The organism is Novosphingobium sp. PY1, from assembly GCF_017312445.1.
Lineage (GTDB): Bacteria > Pseudomonadota > Alphaproteobacteria > Sphingomonadales > Sphingomonadaceae > Novosphingobium.
On sequence record NZ_BLTI01000004.1, the window covers coordinates 15895 to 30533 of the forward strand.

General features: G+C 64.8%; 16 protein-coding genes. 14 read left to right on the plus strand and 2 right to left on the minus strand.

Annotation, left to right across the window (positions count from 1 at the left end; genetic code table 11):
• Window positions 1-56 precede the first annotated feature (56 nt).
• The 4 genes from J3474_RS04105 (at window position 57) to J3474_RS04115 (ending at window position 3722) form a co-directional block, all read left to right on the plus strand.
• On the plus strand, window positions 57-1697 hold the full coding sequence (locus J3474_RS04105; protein WP_207093182.1) for an alginate export family protein: 1641 nt from the start codon (window positions 57-59) through the stop codon (window positions 1695-1697).
• Window positions 1698-1927: 230 nt separating this feature from the next.
• A complete protein-coding gene (locus tag J3474_RS22865) occupies window positions 1928-2056 on the plus strand; it encodes a hypothetical protein (RefSeq protein WP_256437822.1) in 129 nt (42 codons plus the stop codon).
• 85 nt (window positions 2057-2141) lie between these two features.
• Window positions 2142-2885 carry a spermidine synthase gene (locus tag J3474_RS04110; protein ID WP_242528185.1) on the plus strand — a complete coding sequence of 248 codons (744 nt, stop codon included), beginning with the start codon at window positions 2142-2144 and terminating at the stop codon, window positions 2883-2885.
• Between the two features lie 135 nt (window positions 2886-3020).
• Window positions 3021-3722 carry a Crp/Fnr family transcriptional regulator gene (locus tag J3474_RS04115; protein WP_013831602.1) on the plus strand — a complete coding sequence of 234 codons (702 nt, stop codon included), beginning with the start codon at window positions 3021-3023 and terminating at the stop codon, window positions 3720-3722.
• A gap of 13 nt (window positions 3723-3735) precedes the next feature.
• Here the strand turns inward: J3474_RS04115 and J3474_RS04120 are convergent, their stop codons facing one another.
• Complete coding sequence (locus J3474_RS04120) at window positions 3736-5043, minus strand: sulfotransferase (protein ID WP_242528186.1); 1308 nt, start codon at window positions 5041-5043, stop codon at window positions 3736-3738.
• A gap of 103 nt (window positions 5044-5146) precedes the next feature.
• On the opposite strand from J3474_RS04120, the gene J3474_RS04125 reads away from it, so the two are divergent.
• Window positions 5147-5620 carry a GtrA family protein gene (locus tag J3474_RS04125; protein ID WP_207093184.1) on the plus strand — a complete coding sequence of 158 codons (474 nt, stop codon included), beginning with the start codon at window positions 5147-5149 and terminating at the stop codon, window positions 5618-5620.
• 56 nt (window positions 5621-5676) lie between these two features.
• Here the strand turns inward: J3474_RS04125 and J3474_RS04130 are convergent, their stop codons facing one another.
• The gene (locus J3474_RS04130) at window positions 5677-6375 is read right to left on the minus strand and encodes an OmpW family protein (protein ID WP_207093185.1); all 699 of its coding nucleotides are present in this window, start codon (window positions 6373-6375) and stop codon (window positions 5677-5679) included.
• Between the two features lie 235 nt (window positions 6376-6610).
• Here J3474_RS04130 and ccoN point away from each other — a divergent pair, with 235 nt between their 5' ends.
• The 9 genes from ccoN to J3474_RS04175 are packed head-to-tail and all read left to right on the plus strand — an operon-like array spanning window position 6611 to window position 14620.
• The gene (gene ccoN, locus J3474_RS04135; protein WP_207093186.1) at window positions 6611-8263 is read left to right on the plus strand and encodes a cytochrome-c oxidase, cbb3-type subunit I; all 1653 of its coding nucleotides are present in this window, start codon (window positions 6611-6613) and stop codon (window positions 8261-8263) included.
• A 25-nt stretch (window positions 8264-8288) separates the two neighbouring features.
• Window positions 8289-9038: a cytochrome-c oxidase, cbb3-type subunit II gene (gene ccoO / locus J3474_RS04140; RefSeq protein ID WP_013831608.1), complete on the plus strand. Its 750-nt coding sequence runs from the start codon at window positions 8289-8291 to the stop codon at window positions 9036-9038.
• Window positions 9035-9205, plus strand: coding sequence for a cbb3-type cytochrome c oxidase subunit 3 (locus J3474_RS04145; protein ID WP_207093187.1), 171 nt, complete (start codon window positions 9035-9037; stop codon window positions 9203-9205). The genes ccoO and J3474_RS04145 overlap by 4 nt, the downstream gene beginning before the upstream one ends.
• Entirely contained in the window at window positions 9198-10145 is a 948-nt protein-coding gene (gene ccoP, locus J3474_RS04150) for a cytochrome-c oxidase, cbb3-type subunit III (RefSeq protein ID WP_207093188.1), read from the plus strand. Before J3474_RS04145 ends, ccoP begins: the two co-directional genes overlap by 8 nt.
• A gap of 36 nt (window positions 10146-10181) precedes the next feature.
• Window positions 10182-11639: a cytochrome c oxidase accessory protein CcoG gene (ccoG, locus tag J3474_RS04155; protein WP_013831611.1), complete on the plus strand. Its 1458-nt coding sequence runs from the start codon at window positions 10182-10184 to the stop codon at window positions 11637-11639.
• Window positions 11636-12094, plus strand: a complete 459-nt coding sequence (locus J3474_RS04160; protein WP_207093189.1) for a FixH family protein — start codon at window positions 11636-11638, stop codon at window positions 12092-12094. The genes ccoG and J3474_RS04160 overlap by 4 nt, the downstream gene beginning before the upstream one ends.
• A complete protein-coding gene (locus tag J3474_RS04165; protein ID WP_207093190.1) occupies window positions 12091-14238 on the plus strand; it encodes a heavy metal translocating P-type ATPase in 2148 nt (715 codons plus the stop codon). The genes J3474_RS04160 and J3474_RS04165 overlap by 4 nt, the downstream gene beginning before the upstream one ends.
• A complete protein-coding gene (ccoS, locus tag J3474_RS04170; protein ID WP_207093191.1) occupies window positions 14235-14402 on the plus strand; it encodes a cbb3-type cytochrome oxidase assembly protein CcoS in 168 nt (55 codons plus the stop codon). The genes J3474_RS04165 and ccoS overlap by 4 nt, the downstream gene beginning before the upstream one ends.
• Entirely contained in the window at window positions 14399-14620 is a 222-nt protein-coding gene (locus tag J3474_RS04175) for a hypothetical protein (protein ID WP_207093192.1), read from the plus strand. The genes ccoS and J3474_RS04175 overlap by 4 nt, the downstream gene beginning before the upstream one ends.
• Window positions 14621-14639: the final 19 nt, after the last annotated feature.

The following is a 14639-nucleotide window of genomic DNA, read 5'->3' on the forward strand; positions in this document are numbered from 1 at the left end:
GGGCCTAGCCCAGTTGAAATGGGCCACGTTCACGCGATCTCTCCTCCCGCGTGAAGGTGGTTGACGGCGGCGGATGTGCATCCGCCGCCGTCGAACTTCTCTCCCCCCACTCCCCCCAGGATCATATCTTCAAGATGTCTTCGTTTCCGAAGCGCAAGAATCGTTCCATCTTGCGCAGCCGGGCCAGCCTTGCCGGTCTCACTTTGTACGGCCTGTCCTTCGATCCCGCACACGGTCGCGAAGCGGCGATCACACCGGTTCCCGATGATCCGCCGCGTTTGCAGGATGCGGCACCGGAAGCGGACACACGTGACGGCGCGGCGCGGGGCCAGCCGCGGATCACGCCCAATCTTCCTGCCAACCTTCACAAGGGGCCGCGGCAGGGCGAGCATTTGCGCATCTGGCAGAACCGCCCCCTCAAAGCGATCAAGCAAAGCGCCGGGTCCGATTTTCCACTGGGCCCGCTCAGCCACATCCCTCTCGGCGATGGCGGCGCCTACTTGTCCATTCATGGCGAAGAACGGATGCGAATGATCCGGCAGGATCGCTCCTCTCTCGGTACAAGTCGTCAGCCGCGACAACTCAACATCCAGTTCCGTCACCAATGGGGTGCCGAACTGCACATCAACGACAGCGTCCGTTTCGTAGGTGAACTGGTCTACGGCCAGGTGACCGGCAAGAACTACGTCACACCGGCCATCGACCGGCAAGACAACGGTCCGGAAATATCGCAAGCCTTCGTGGAAATGCAGGACAAGATGGCGGGCGGGCGCGTTGGCGCGGTGCTGGGGCGCCAGAAGATGCAGCTGGGGTCAGGCTCGGTCATATCGTTGCAGATCGCGCAGAACATCCAGCGGAGCTACGATGGTGTGCGCGCCTACTACGAACGGGACAAGTTCCGCTTCGATGCCATCGCCGTCAGGCCGTCGACTTTCACGCACGGCGCCTTCAACGACAGCACGAGCGATACGGAGAGCATCTGGGGTGGTTACGCAGCCTATGCGTTGCCCAGGGGCAAGCGGGTGGCACTCAACCTTGATGCCTTCTACTTCCGCTACCGTGATGAAGACAGTCCGCTGCTGGGCCAGCGGTCGGTGGAAGAACGCAACAACTTCGGCACCAGGCTCTGGGGCATCGTCGGACCGGCACAGCTGGACTTCACCCTGAACCGGCAGACCGGGCAAATCGCCGACAAGCCGATCCGCGCATGGTCGCTGATTTCGGCAACGCGTATCAACCTGTCGACCGGGGGCCTGAAGCCAGCGCTGATTCTCCACGCCGATGTGCTTTCGGGCGGCGATCGAAACGGGGCCGTCATCCATACGTACAACCATATGTACGGTCGTCAGCGGCATAACAATTTCGGCAACCTGTTGGGGCTGACCAACCTCTACAGCTTCGGCGGCGCTCTCAGGGTGAAGCCGTCCAAGGACCTTGTGCTGCAGGCGGGTGTCAGGAATTTCTGGCGCTATTCCATCCACGATGGCCACGCGATCGGCTACCAGACCTTCGTGAACAACACAAAGACGCGCGAACGGTTCATCGGCACCTTGCCGACCGTGTCGGTGCAGTACCAGCTGACCCGCGAGATATCGATGCGGGCCGTGGCTGCCCGCCTCCTGTCCAGCGACGGATACAAGAAAATTGGCCAGCGCGACCTGACGAACCTGGGCTTTGAGTTTAACGTGCTGTTCTGAGGCAGGCGCTCCGGCTCACGCCGGAACCTCACTCGCGGAACTGGTTCAAGATCAACATATGTGTCGCTGCGCGAAAGGCCGGCCATCCACAATCATTCGACCTGCCGGGCACAAGCCTCTTGCGCGGCGAGGCAAAGGCGCTCATCGAAACGCAATCGGGGCCTTTACTTCGTAGGCACGTCCCGGCTGAGAGACTTCGCGCGCTCCCGCTTACAGCAGGAGCGCGCCTCATGCGGTTCTCACCAGATTTTCCGAAAATTCAATCTGCATTGCCGGTGGTCACCGGCATCAGACGATTGCCGGTGGTCACCGGCATCAGACGATTGCTGGTGGTCGCCGGCACCGGACTTGCGCTTTGAGCCTCGGCGCTCCCACGATTTCCCCCCAGACATGCGATCGACCGGCCCGGAGCCGTGTGCGAAGCAACCTCCCCGAGGAGCGTTCATGACAGAAGACGATGTGCTGGTCGGCACGGCCCATGTGCCCGAAGGTGTCGAACTGAGGCTCGTGCAACACGGCGACGGCTTCACCATCCTGCTTGAAGACAATGAACTGATGAGCACCGAGGCCAGCCATTCGGAAGAGGCCCTGGCGACGATGACCTGCGCCCGGCTTGGCGATCGCAGTGCGGTGCACATGCTCGTGGGCGGTTATGGCATGGGCTATACGCTGCGGGCTGCCTTGAGCGCCCTTGGCGAGGACGCAAGCGTTGTCGTGGCGGAAATCGTGCCGGAGATCATAGAATGGGCGCTCGGCCCGATGCGGCATGTCACCGCGGGCTGTCTCAACGATCCCCGGGTGATGTTGGTCAAGGAAGACCTCGCCATGCTGATCGACGCGGCGCGCGAGGGCTACGATGCGATCCTGCTCGATGTCGACAACGGGCCCGAGGGGCTTACCCGCCGGCAGAACGACCTGCTCTATTCGAAGTCGGGCCTGGAAAGGACCATGCAGGCCCTGACCCCCGGGGGGATCGCCGCCATCTGGTCGGCATGGCCCGATCCGGCTTTCACGGCGCTGCTCGAGGAAGTTGGTTTCGAGGTCTCGGTCGTTACGGTCACGTCCGAACCCGATGGGAAAGGGCACCAGCATGTCATCTGGTTTGCCCGTAAATGCGAACAGGCACTGGCGAGGGAGCCTCTTCGCGAAGACACTGGCCGAAGGGTTCTCGATCTTTGCCGTGACTGAGTGTGCAATTCAGCCAGTCGTGGCCGGTCCGACCTGCGACATTGGTCGGGTAAGGGGCTTGAGGCTTTGAGTATGCAAAGAATTACGGTAAATGCGGCGACTTGAGACAATGGCACGGCGCTGGTAATAAATCTTATGGCCAATTGTGATCTTTGCGTGGTTCGCAACCGGGCGATTTGCGCATCGCTCGACGCGAAGGAGCTTGAAGCTCTCAATGCGATCGGCCGTACCCGCACGATCACGCCCGGTGAATCGCTGATCTGGGAAGGCGAGGATTCGGTCCTCGTTGCCAATGTCATCGAAGGTGTGCTCAAGCTTTCGACCAATACCGAGGATGGGCGCGAGCAGATCGTGGGCGTCGTCTATCCCTCCGACTTCATCGGCCGGCCCTTCGGCGGAACTTCCGGGCACGGTGTCACAGCCCTGACCGATGCGAAGGTCTGCGTCTTCTCGCGCCGGGATTTCGATGCCTTTGCGCGCGAACACCCGCAGCTTGAGCACAAGCTGCTCGAGCGTACGCTGGGTGAGCTGGACCGTACGCGGCGCTGGATGCTGCTGCTTGGCCGCAAGTCGGCCTCGGAGAAGATGGCCAGCTTCCTGATCGAGATGGTGGAGCGCCTCCAGGGATCCGGATGTCGCATCGATTTCGACAAGCCCAACGAACGCCATCTCACGCTGCCGTTCTCGCGCCAGCAGATCGCCGATGTCCTGGGCCTCACGATCGAGACGGTCAGCCGCCAGTTCACCCGGCTCAAGAATGAAGGCGTGATCGACCTGCCTTCACGCCGCGATGTGACGATTCTCGATTTCGACGCGCTCGTCGCCGAAGCCGGCTGACGTCGCTCCCGGTTCAGGCGATGGCTTCGCGCAGCCTCTCCTGCACGCTTGCGTAATGCCTTCGCTCTAGCGGGGGGGCGAGATCGAAGGCATCGACATAGTGTTCGAAGCGGGCGCGAACCGCGCTGCGCTCAAGCCCGAAAGCTGACAGGTCATAGCGATGGTGCTGCCAGCGATGCTGGCTGCGCGCCTTGCGGACATAGCGGCGCATGCGTGGCAGGGCCGGGGCGATTTCCATGCCCAGGAAGCGGTAGACCCGTTCCATGACGCCTTCCCAGTCGGTGTCCATTTCGCGGTAATGCACGTCGATGCGCTGGCTCGGGTGGATGCGATTGCGCGCAGCCTGCATCCGGTCGATCTGCAGACCGGTCTTCTCGAGCCAATGCCGGCCGATCCATTGCGGATCGGCTTCGTCGCTGTGAATGGTCATCTGGTTCCACACCAGCGAGCAACTGCTTCCCACGACCCGCTCGGGATCGCGATGGATGAAGATCAGCCGCGCCTCGGGGAAAACGCGCATGAGTGCGGGAAGATCGAGCATGTGCTGCGGCGTCTTGAGTACCCAGGGCTTGCGTGACCGGCTTCCCCGTGCCCAGCGCACCAGCCGCAGCAGCCGGGCAACGTGCTGGTAGGCCGGGGTTGCGTCCTCGCCTTCGGCCCAGCGGCCATAGCTGGGCACGCGCCACTGCGCTTCGTGCTTCATGCCCCACGCAGAGGCGACCAGCAGGCCCAGTTCCTCTTCCGGCTCGTAAGGGCCGGTGGGGTGGATGACGGCGGTACGCGGATTGAGATGGTGCACCGTCTTGAGCAGGCGGCCCGCCTGCCTGGGGCGCCTGTCCTTGCGGCCGGGGCGATAGTCCGGCCGGGGAACCGGGCAAACCGTCTCGAAGAAGCGCAAGTGTTCGAAGCGGTCATCGGCCGCGAGCAGGCGGTGGAGGCGCGTCGTGCCCGATCGCATCGGACCGACGACGATCACTGGAGGGACCAGCGGTTCAGCGAGGATTTCGCGTTCCCGCTTGAACCATTGCTGCGCCCACAGGCGCTCGCGCATGACCTTGAGGAACTGCCCCGTCGCCGCGATATGGCCGATCGGGTTGAGCGCGGCTTCCGCCTTCAGCGCTTCGACGAGGACTTCCAGCGGCTCAAGGAACCAGGGATCGCCGAAATCGTCGAGCCCGGTCTGCTCGCGGGCGACCGAACAGAGTTCCTGTACGTCGAGCTGCACTTGCGGCATGATGGAGCAGGCATCGAGGCCGGTCAGTATGCGGTTGGCTACGCCCACAAGCGGTGAGCGGGTCGGTAACGAGAATTCTCCGGTCATGATCGCAATAAGCGCATGTCGGGAAGAATTGTTCAATCGGGCGAAAATCTTTATGACCGGCAAGCGGCTTGCAACAAGGTCCACGGCGTGGTGTTCAAAGGACATGCGTTCCTTTCTCCACGGATCAGGCCGAAAGTCCGGTCGGTTGAACGATGAAACCGGTCATCCCGGCTTGCGCGAACGCCTGATCAGTCGTCGCAGCTCTCTTCTCTACATAAAGAATGCTGTGGCTTCGACGGCCTCGTTCCTATTCGATCTCCTTCTCATCTCATTGATGATCGAACGATGGGGCTGGAACAAGCTGGTGGCCGTGGCAGTCGGCTTCGTCCTCGCCAACGCGCTGCATTACCTGCTGGCACGGGCGTGGATCTTTCGCGGCAGCCTGCGCGGCATTGCCAGCGGCTACGTCTATTTCCTCGGCAATTCGCTGTTCGGGCTGGCCATCATCCTGGCCCTGTTCGCGCTTCTCGCGGATGGACTGGGCGTGCCGTACCTGATCGCCCGGGTCATCGCTTCGCTTTGCGCCGGGACGATCGTCTTCATTCTCAACGCAACGATCAACTTCCGGCAGCTCTGACGAAAAAGGGGAGCCGCGAACGGCTCCCCTTCGTGTCGTCGTGGAATAAGACCGGGTCAGAAGCGGTAGGATACGCCCGCACTCAGCACCCAGGGATCGAGCTTGTGCCGGGTCTTGAGCGCCAGCGTGTCGCCTTCGTAGAAAGAGGCGGTCGGGCGCATCCAGTACTTCTTGGCGTCGAGCGAGAGACCGAAACCCTGGTCGCCCAGCGCGATGTCGACGCCGGCCTGCGCGGCAACGCCGAGCTTGTTCGACATCTTGACCTTGTCGATCCCCAGCGCCGCGGCGGTCGCGCCCGGCTTCTCGTCGAACACGAGGAACAGGGCCGGGCCCGCGCCCACGTAAGGCTTGATCGGGCCGCCGGTGTCGAGGTGCGCCTTTGCGGTCAGCGTCGCGGGAAGGATCAGCACATGGTCGACCAGTTCCGTGCCGGCCAGGTCGCCGGCGCCGTTGACGTGGTGCTGGGTAAAGCAGCAGATCGTCTCGACCGAGAACGTCCTGTTGAAGAAGTACTCGAGCGCGAGCGTGGGCACGACGTTGTCGTTCGCCTTCGTCTGCGGATTTGCGAGCGCGGCGACGGCGCCGCCCAGCGTCGTGGTGGTGTCGACGGACTTGACGCTGTCGATCTTGCCATCCGGCAGGACGGCGGTGCCGAGCACTTTGACCTGAAAGTGACCTTCAGGGCTGCCTGCCATGGCCGGAGCCGCAAAAACAGTGGCTGCGGCCAGTGCGGCCATCATCGTCAGTTTGCGCATATTGCCTGTCTTTCGTCGCCGCCGGGACCGCCCCTTGCGGTCCCCCTGTTGCCAGCGGCTGCAGGGACAGCCTTTCCTCGATCCTGCGCCAGCTTGATTTGATTCCGCGCAAATTTCCTTGGATTTCCGTTATTTTTGCCATGCTGTCCCGATTTTGATTCCGGTCAATGCCGGATCGATTCCCAGCCTCCAAGGGGGCAGACAGGTTCAGCAACAATCTCGAAAGAGAAGGTATATGGTAACGGTCCTTGCGCGGGCAGGCGTTTGGCTTGTCGTGCTATTCCTTGCCGTCATGACTGCTGCGATGGCAGCCGACGCAGGGTTTGCAATTCACATGGCGATCGTCGCGCTCGCGGCCTTCGTCTGCCTCTGGTTCAGCTTGCGCAACACGGATTATGCCGCCGTCTCGCGCGGTATCCTCAGGATGCCGGCGGACGAGGGCCGGTACGACGACGACCCGATCCGCTGGGGTGTAATCGCCACGGTGTTCTGGGGCATGGCGGGCTTTACCGCGGGGCTGTTCATCGCCCTGCAGCTCACCTGGCCGGTCCTCAACTTCGAGCCTTTCCTCAATTTCGGACGCCTGCGGCCGCTGCATACCTCGGCGGTGATCTTCGCGTTCGGCGGCAATGCCCTGATCGCGACGAGCTTCTACGTCGTGCAGCGCACCTGCCGGGCGCGGCTTGCCTTTCCCGGCCTCGCCCGCTTCGTGTTCTGGGGCTACCAGCTGTTCATCGTGCTGGCCGCGACCGGGTACCTGCTCGGGATCACCGAGAGCAAGGAATACGCCGAGCCGGAATGGTACGTCGACTGGTGGCTGACGATCGTCTGGGTCGCCTATCTCGCGGTCTTCGTCGGCACGATCATCAAGCGCAGCGAACCGCACATCTACGTTGCCAACTGGTTCTACCTTGCCTTCATCATCACCGTGGCCATGCTGCATGTCGTCAACAACCTCGACATGCCGGTCAGCCTGCTCGGCTCGAAGAGCTACCCGCTCTTCGCCGGGGTGCAGGGCGCGCTGGTGCAGTGGTGGTACGGCCACAACGCGGTCGGCTTCTTCCTGACCGCCGGCTTCCTGGCGATGATGTACTACTTCGTGCCCAAGCAGGCCGAGCGCCCGGTCTATTCGTACCGGCTCTCGATCATCCACTTCTGGTCGCTGATCTTTCTCTACATCTGGGCGGGGCCGCACCACTTGCACTATACCGCGCTGCCCGACTGGGCGCAGACGCTGGGCATGGTCTTCTCGGTCATGCTGTGGATGCCGAGCTGGGGCGGCATGATCAACGGCCTGATGACGCTCAACGGCGCCTGGGACAAGGTGCGCACCGACCCGATCATCCGCATGATGGTCATGGCGCTCGCCTTCTATGGCATGAGCACGTTCGAAGGCCCGATGATGAGCGTGAAGAGCGTCAATTCGCTCTCGCACTACACCGACTGGACCATCGGCCACGTTCACTCGGGCGCGCTGGGCTGGAACGGCATGATCACCTTCGCCTGCGTCTACTACCTCGCGCCGCGCCTGTGGGGACGCGAGCGGCTCTACAGCCTGCGCATGGTGAACTGGCACTTCTGGCTCGCGACCATCGGCATCGTCTTCTACGCCGCCAGCATGTGGGTGGCGGGGATCACCCAGGGCCTGATGTGGCGTGAATACGGGCCCGACGGCTACCTCGTGAACTCGTTCGCCGACACCGTCGCCGCCCTGCATCCGATGTTCATCATGCGCGCCTTCGGCGGCCTGCTCTACCTTGCCGGCGCGGTGGTCATGGTGGTCAACGTCTGGGCGACCATCCTGGGCAAGCTGCGCCGGGAAGCGCCGATGCGCGATGCCGCATACGACCCGGTCGCCGACCGTCCGATCCTGGCTCCTGCCGAATAAGCGTGACGAACAGGGAACAACGACAATGACTTCCATGACCGAACGCCACAAGACGCTCGAAAAGAACGTCACGCTTCTGGGCATTGCCGCGCTGGGCGCCGTCGTGATCGGCGGCGTGGTCGAGATTGCACCGCTCTTCTGGATCGACAACACGATCGAGAAAGTGGAGGGCATGCGCCCCTACACCCCGCTCGAGCAGGCCGGGCGCGACATCTACGTGCGCGAGGGCTGCTACGTCTGCCACAGCCAGATGATCCGTCCCTTCCGCGACGAGGTGGAGCGCTACGGGCACTACAGCCTCGCTGCGGAATCGATGTACGACCACCCGTTCCAGTGGGGCTCCAAGCGCACCGGGCCGGACCTTGCCCGCGTCGGCAAGCGATACTCGGACGACTGGCACGTCCAGCACCTCAAGAACCCGCAGTCGGTGGTGCCGGAATCGGTAATGCCGCAATACGGCTTCCTCGCGGAAAACGACCTTAACGTGCCCGACATCGCGGCGAACCTCACGGCGCTGCGCCGGGTGGGCGTGCCCTATACCGACAAGGACGTGAAGATGGCGCTGGCCGACCTCGAGGCCCAGGCCGATCCCGAGGCGGACGCGGGCGATCTTGAGGAGCGTTACCCCAAGGCGCAGATCCGCGACTTCGACGGAAATCCTTCGCGCCTGACCGAAATGGACGCGCTGGTCGCCTACCTCCAGATGCTCGGCACGCTGGTCGATGTCGACGGCGCCGCGGCGCAGGAGGAACTCGCATCGGAGCACGGCCGATGAGCACGCATTCCACTTACGACTGGCTGCGGCACATGGCCGACAGCTGGGGCCTGCTGGCGATGCTGCTGGTCTTCGTGGTGCTGGTCGCCTGGCCTTTCCGGCCCGGCCAGCGCGTGAAGAACGACCATGCCGCCAACATGATCTTCAAGGACGAGAACGATGGCTGACGCTCACAATTCGCCGGCAGCCGCCAGCAGGCGCATCGACGAAGCGACCAACACCGAAACCGTCGGCCACGAGTGGGACGGTATCGAGGAACTCAACACCCCGCTGCCGCGCTGGTGGCTCTGGACCTTCTACGCGACCATCGTCTTCGCGATCGGCTACTGCGTGGCCTATCCGGCCTGGCCGATGATCTCGGGCGCGACCGAGGGTGTGCTGGGCTGGTCGAGCCGCGGTCAGCTCCAGAACGAACTGGACGCGCAGCAGGCGGCGCGCGCCCGGACGGTGGCCGCGCTGGCGGACATGCCGATCGAGCAGTTGCCGGACCATCCCGCACTGATGCGCGCGGCGATTGCCGGCGGTTCGGCGGCCTTCAAGGTCAATTGCGTCCAGTGCCACGGCGCAGGCGCGGCCGGTTCCAAGGGTTATCCCAACCTCAACGACGACGACTGGCTCTGGGGCGGCGACCTCAAGACCATCGAGACCACGCTGATTCACGGTATTCGCCAACCGGGCGACGATGCGACGCGCCAGTCGATGATGCCCAACTTCGGCGCCGATGGCCTGCTGACGCCGGAACAGATCGGCCAGGTCGCGGACTACGTGCTGACGCTTTCGGGCAAGGCCAGGGCCAGTGCATCCTCGCAGCAGGGCGCGCAGGTCTTCGCCGATAACTGCGCGGTGTGCCACGGCGCCGCGGGCAAGGGCAGCCGTCAGTTCGGCGCGCCGAACCTGTCGGATGCGATCTGGCTCGACGGTGGTCGGCGCGAGGACATCGTCGCGCAGCTCACGCGTCCGCACCACGGCGTGATGCCGGCCTGGGGCAATCGCCTCGATCCGGTGACGATCAAGATGCTGGCGGCCTACGTCCACTCGCTGGGCGGCGGCGAAGACTTCGCCGAGACCCCGGCCCCACCCGATACGCAACCGACAGAGGCTGAATAAGCCGCCTGCCGCTCTGCCCCCAAGCGGACTGGAACGATGAACAAGCCCGACCAGATCAAGACGCAGGACCGCCCCGCTTCGCTCTATGCAAAGCGGGAGCCGGTCTTCAACCGGCGCATTGACGGCAAGTTCCGTCGCCTCAAGTGGGCGATCATGGTGATCTGCCTCGCGATTTACTGGGGCACGCCGTGGCTGCGCTGGGACCGCGGCCCCTATGCGCCCGATCAGGCGGTGCTGGTCGATCTGGCCCATCGCCGCTTCTACATGTTCGGCATCGAGATCTGGCCGCACGAATTCTATTTCGTGGCAGGGCTGCTGATCATGGCCGGCATCGGCCTGTTCCTCGTCACCAGTGCCGTGGGCCGCGCGTGGTGTGGCTATGCCTGCCCGCAGACGGTCTGGACCGACCTGTTCCAGCATGTCGACCGCTTCTTCGACGGCGACCGCAATGCCCGCTTCCGGCTCTACAAGGCGCCCTGGGGACCGGCCAAGATCGCCCGGCGCCTCGCCAAGTGGACGGTCTATCTCGCGATCAGTTTCGCCACCGGCGGCGCCTGGATCTTCTATTTCGCCGATGCCCCCACGCTGCAGCACGCATTCTGGACCGGCACCGCCGACCCTGTTGCCTACGCCACGGTGGCGGTGCTGACGGCGACCACGTTCGTGCTCGGCGGCTTCATGCGCGAGCAGGTCTGTGTCTACATGTGCCCCTGGCCGCGCATCCAGACCGCGATGCTCGACGAGAAGTCGCTGATCGTCACCTACAAGGACTGGCGCGGCGAACCGCGCGGCAGCGTCAAGAAGGCCGGGAAGAACCCCGACAGGTTCGGCGACTGCATCGACTGCAACCAGTGCGTTGCAGTCTGCCCGACCGGCATCGACATCCGCGAAGGGCCGCAGATCGGCTGCATCACCTGCGCCTTGTGCATCGATGCCTGCGACCGGGTGATGGGTGAAACGGGCCGCCCGCGCGGCCTGATCGACTACGCCACGCTGGAGGATGCCGAACGCGAGAAAGCGGGGCAGCCGCCGACCCGCCACCTCAAGCTGATCTGGCGTCCGCGCACGATCCTCTATTTCGCGGTCTGGGCCGGGATCGGCCTCTCGCTGCTGTTCCTGCTGGGCACGCGCGTGCACACCGACCTGACCGTCGCCAAGGATCGCAACCCGCCCTACATCCTGCTGAGCGACGGTTCGGTCCGCAATGCCTATACCCTGCGCCTGCGCAACATGCAGGGCCGCCCGCGCAAGATGGAGATTTCCATCGAGGGACTTCCCGGAGCGAAGATCTGGAGCGACGACGTCGGCATGGCCGAGGCCGGGACCGCGCTGACCCGCATCGTGCCCGCCGACGAGACCCAGAGCCTGCGCGCCTACCTGGTGGTACCTGCCGGTACCCCCGCGCAGGAATTCACCTTCCACCTGCAGGCCCTTGGCGAAGCGCGCGAACAGGACAGCGCCGAGGCCCAGTTCGATGCCCCGGGAGAGCAATGATGAGCCGCACTGTCCGCCCCTTTACCGGCAAGCACATGACCGCGATCCTCGTCGCAGGCTTTGGCGTTGTCGTGGCCGTCAATTTCACGATGGCCGGGCTTGCCAGCTCGACCTTCGGAGGCATCGTCGTCGAGAATTCCTACGTCGCCAGCCAGCATTTCAACCGCTGGCTGGATGAAGCGAAGTCGGAAAAGGCGCTGGGCTGGACGCTCCATGCCGATCGCCGTGCCGATGGCCGCGTCGTTGCCATTCTGGGCGAGGTGCCCACCTTTCCCACGGTCTCTGCCGTGGCCCGCCACCCGCTGGGCCACAAGCCGGACATGACGCTGCATTTCGAGCGCGATGCCGGTAGCGGGTGGGTCAGCCGCGAAGTGCTGCCCGACGATCGCTGGACCCTGCGCTTCGCGGTCGAGGCAGGCGGGCGCACCTGGCGCACCGAGCAGGCGATCCGATGAACGCGCCGGTTTCCGCCCTCACCGCACAAGGCGCTGCCGCACAGGCCTGTATCGACAGCCGCTTCACGGTGCCCGGCATGCGCTGCGCGGGCTGCATCGGCAAGGTCGAGCGCGGACTTGCCGCCGTGCCCGGGGTCGCTGCGGCGCGCGTCAATTTCTCCGCCAGGCGCGTCGCGGTGAGCCACGATCCCGCACTGACCGGCGATGCCATCATCGAGGAACTGCGCAAGCTGGGTTTCGAGGCCGAGCGCGCTGCCGAGAACCCGCTGGGCCGCGATGACGCCGAAACCCGGCGCCTGCTGCGCGCACTGGCGGTGGCCGGCTTCGGCATGATGAACATCATGCTGCTCTCGGTCAGCGTATGGGCCGGAGCCGGGGGCGAGACGCGCGAGCTGTTCCATCTGCTCTCGGCGCTCATCGCCATTCCCGTCATCGCCTATGCCGGCAGGCCCTTCTTCGGCTCGGCGCTGATGGCCTTGCGCTACCGCCGCACCAACATGGACGTGCCGATCTCGATAGGCGTCCTGCTGGCGACGGGGATGAGCCTGTACGAGACGCTGACCGGCGGCCCCCATGCCTATTTCGACGGCGCGGTGATGCTGCTGTTTTTCCTGCTGGCAGGCCGCGTGCTCGACGCGATGATGCGCAGCCGCGCCCGGTCGGGGATCGCCGCGCTGCTGGGCCGCATGGGGCGCGGCGCGCATGTGCTCGAATCGGACGGTTCCACCCGCTATGTCGACGCGGACCGCCTGGCCCCGGGCATGATCATGCTGGTGGCCGCCGGAGAAGCGCTGGCCGCCGACGGCGAGATCGTCGAGGGGCGCACCACGGTCGATTCCTCGATGCTCACCGGAGAGAGCGATCCGCGACCGGCAGGCACGGGCGAGACGATCCATGCCGGGATGATCAACCTGGGCAATCCGGTCCGGGTCCGGGTGACCGCGGCGGCGCAGGATACCGCGCTTGCCGATATCGCCCGCCTCATGGACGAGGCCGGTCAGTCGCGTTCGCGCTACGTCCGCATCGCCGACAGGGCGGCGCGCTACTATGCACCGGCAGTGCACAGTCTTGCCTTCCTGAGCTTCTGCGGCTGGATGCTGGCGGGGGCGGGTCTCTACAAGTCGCTGCTGATCGCAGTGGCGGTGCTGATCATCACGTGCCCTTGCGCGCTGGGTCTTGCGGTACCGGCGGCGCAGGTCGTTGCTGCAGGCGCACTGATGAAGCGCGGCCTGCTGATCAAGGACGGCTCCGCGCTCGAACGTCTCGCCGAAGTGGATGAAGTGCTGTTCGACAAGACCGGTACGCTCACCCTTGGCGAGCCGCGCCCCGTCGACCTCACCATGCTCGACCCCCGGCAGCGCAGCATTGCGCTCGCGCTGGCGCAGGCGAGCCGCCATCCGCTCAGCCGCGGTCTGGCGAGCGCCCTGCGCGGCGAAGGCGTCGAGCCGGCCACGCTCGATGCCCTCAGCGAGACGGCAGGGCACGGAATGGGCGGGCTCTGCGCGGGAGAAGAGGTCGCGCTGCTGCGTCCGGAAGTGGAAGCGGGCGGACTCGCCGTCGACCTGCTCGTCGGAGGGGCGCGCACGCGCATCGGCTTTGCCGATCCGCTCCGCCCGGACGTGCGCGAGACGCTGGAGCAGCTTCGCGCACAGGGCATCGTCTCGGCCATCGCCTCGGGCGACCGGCAGGCGGCGGTGGCGCAGGTCGCGCGCGAGCTGGGGCTCTTCGCTACCGCTGCCATGCGTCCGGCCGACAAGCTGGCGCTGCTGGAGCGCAAGGCGGGGCAGGGCTGCAAGGTCCTGATGATCGGCGACGGCCTGAACGATGGCCCTGCACTTGCCGGTGCCCATGTCTCCATCGCTCCCGGCGGGGCGAGCGACGTCAGCCAGCAGGCTGCCGATGCCGTCTTCGTCGGCGACAGGCTCATGCCGGTTTCCATGGCGATCCGGGTGGCGCGTGCCACCATGCGGGTGGTGAGGCAGAACTTCGCACTGGCCGCCATCTACAATCTCTTTGCAGTGCCGCTGGCGATTTTCGGATTCGTGACGCCGCTTCTTGCCGCCATCGCAATGTCGGCCAGTTCCTTGATCGTGGTCGGGAATTCGCTGCGCCTTGCGCGCGCGGCCGGCAGGCAGGGCGCATGACCATTCTTGGCTTCCTCATCCCGCTGGCACTGCTTATGGGCCTCGCCGGGCTCGGCGCTTTCTTCTGGGCGATGAAAAGCGGGCAGTTCGAAGATCTCGACGGTGCGGCCAACCGTATCCTGATCGATGAAGACGACGATCTCGATGGGGACAGCAATTCGTGAATCGCCAGCTTGCCCTGTTCGCCGCTCTGGCCTTGTTGCCCGCCATGATCGGCCCGCTCGAGGCCGAGGCGCGTGCACTTGTCGCCCCGCTGTGCGGCGGCGGCGCGGTTTCGATTCCGGTCGCGCCCGATGGTCCTCCGGGACCGGTGCAGGGGCCGTGCTGCGCGAAAGGGTGCCACACCGGGTCTTCGCGCAAGCGGCTTGATCGAACGCAATGACGAGCGGCGCCGCTGCGGC

What these genes read in the sequence shown, in the direction of transcription:
- J3474_RS04165 (WP_207093190.1), top strand. Translation starts at nt 12,091, where the DNA reads ATGAACGCGCCGGTTTCCGCCCTCACCGCACAAGGCGCTGCCGCACAG.
- ccoN (WP_207093186.1), top strand. Translation starts at nt 6,611, where the DNA reads ATGGTAACGGTCCTTGCGCGGGCAGGCGTTTGGCTTGTCGTGCTATTC.
- J3474_RS04120 (WP_242528186.1), bottom strand. Translation starts at nt 5,043, where the DNA reads ATGACCGGAGAATTCTCGTTACCGACCCGCTCACCGCTTGTGGGCGTA.
- J3474_RS04115 (WP_013831602.1), top strand. Translation starts at nt 3,021, where the DNA reads ATGGCCAATTGTGATCTTTGCGTGGTTCGCAACCGGGCGATTTGCGCA.
- J3474_RS22865 (WP_256437822.1), top strand. Translation starts at nt 1,928, where the DNA reads ATGCGGTTCTCACCAGATTTTCCGAAAATTCAATCTGCATTGCCGGTG.
- J3474_RS04110 (WP_242528185.1), top strand. Translation starts at nt 2,142, where the DNA reads ATGACAGAAGACGATGTGCTGGTCGGCACGGCCCATGTGCCCGAAGGT.
- ccoS (WP_207093191.1), top strand. Translation starts at nt 14,235, where the DNA reads ATGACCATTCTTGGCTTCCTCATCCCGCTGGCACTGCTTATGGGCCTC.
- J3474_RS04125 (WP_207093184.1), top strand. Translation starts at nt 5,147, where the DNA reads ATGCGTTCCTTTCTCCACGGATCAGGCCGAAAGTCCGGTCGGTTGAAC.
- ccoG (WP_013831611.1), top strand. Translation starts at nt 10,182, where the DNA reads ATGAACAAGCCCGACCAGATCAAGACGCAGGACCGCCCCGCTTCGCTC.
- J3474_RS04160 (WP_207093189.1), top strand. Translation starts at nt 11,636, where the DNA reads ATGATGAGCCGCACTGTCCGCCCCTTTACCGGCAAGCACATGACCGCG.
- ccoP (WP_207093188.1), top strand. Translation starts at nt 9,198, where the DNA reads ATGGCTGACGCTCACAATTCGCCGGCAGCCGCCAGCAGGCGCATCGAC.
- J3474_RS04130 (WP_207093185.1), bottom strand. Translation starts at nt 6,375, where the DNA reads ATGCGCAAACTGACGATGATGGCCGCACTGGCCGCAGCCACTGTTTTT.
- J3474_RS04145 (WP_207093187.1), top strand. Translation starts at nt 9,035, where the DNA reads ATGAGCACGCATTCCACTTACGACTGGCTGCGGCACATGGCCGACAGC.
- ccoO (WP_013831608.1), top strand. Translation starts at nt 8,289, where the DNA reads ATGACTTCCATGACCGAACGCCACAAGACGCTCGAAAAGAACGTCACG.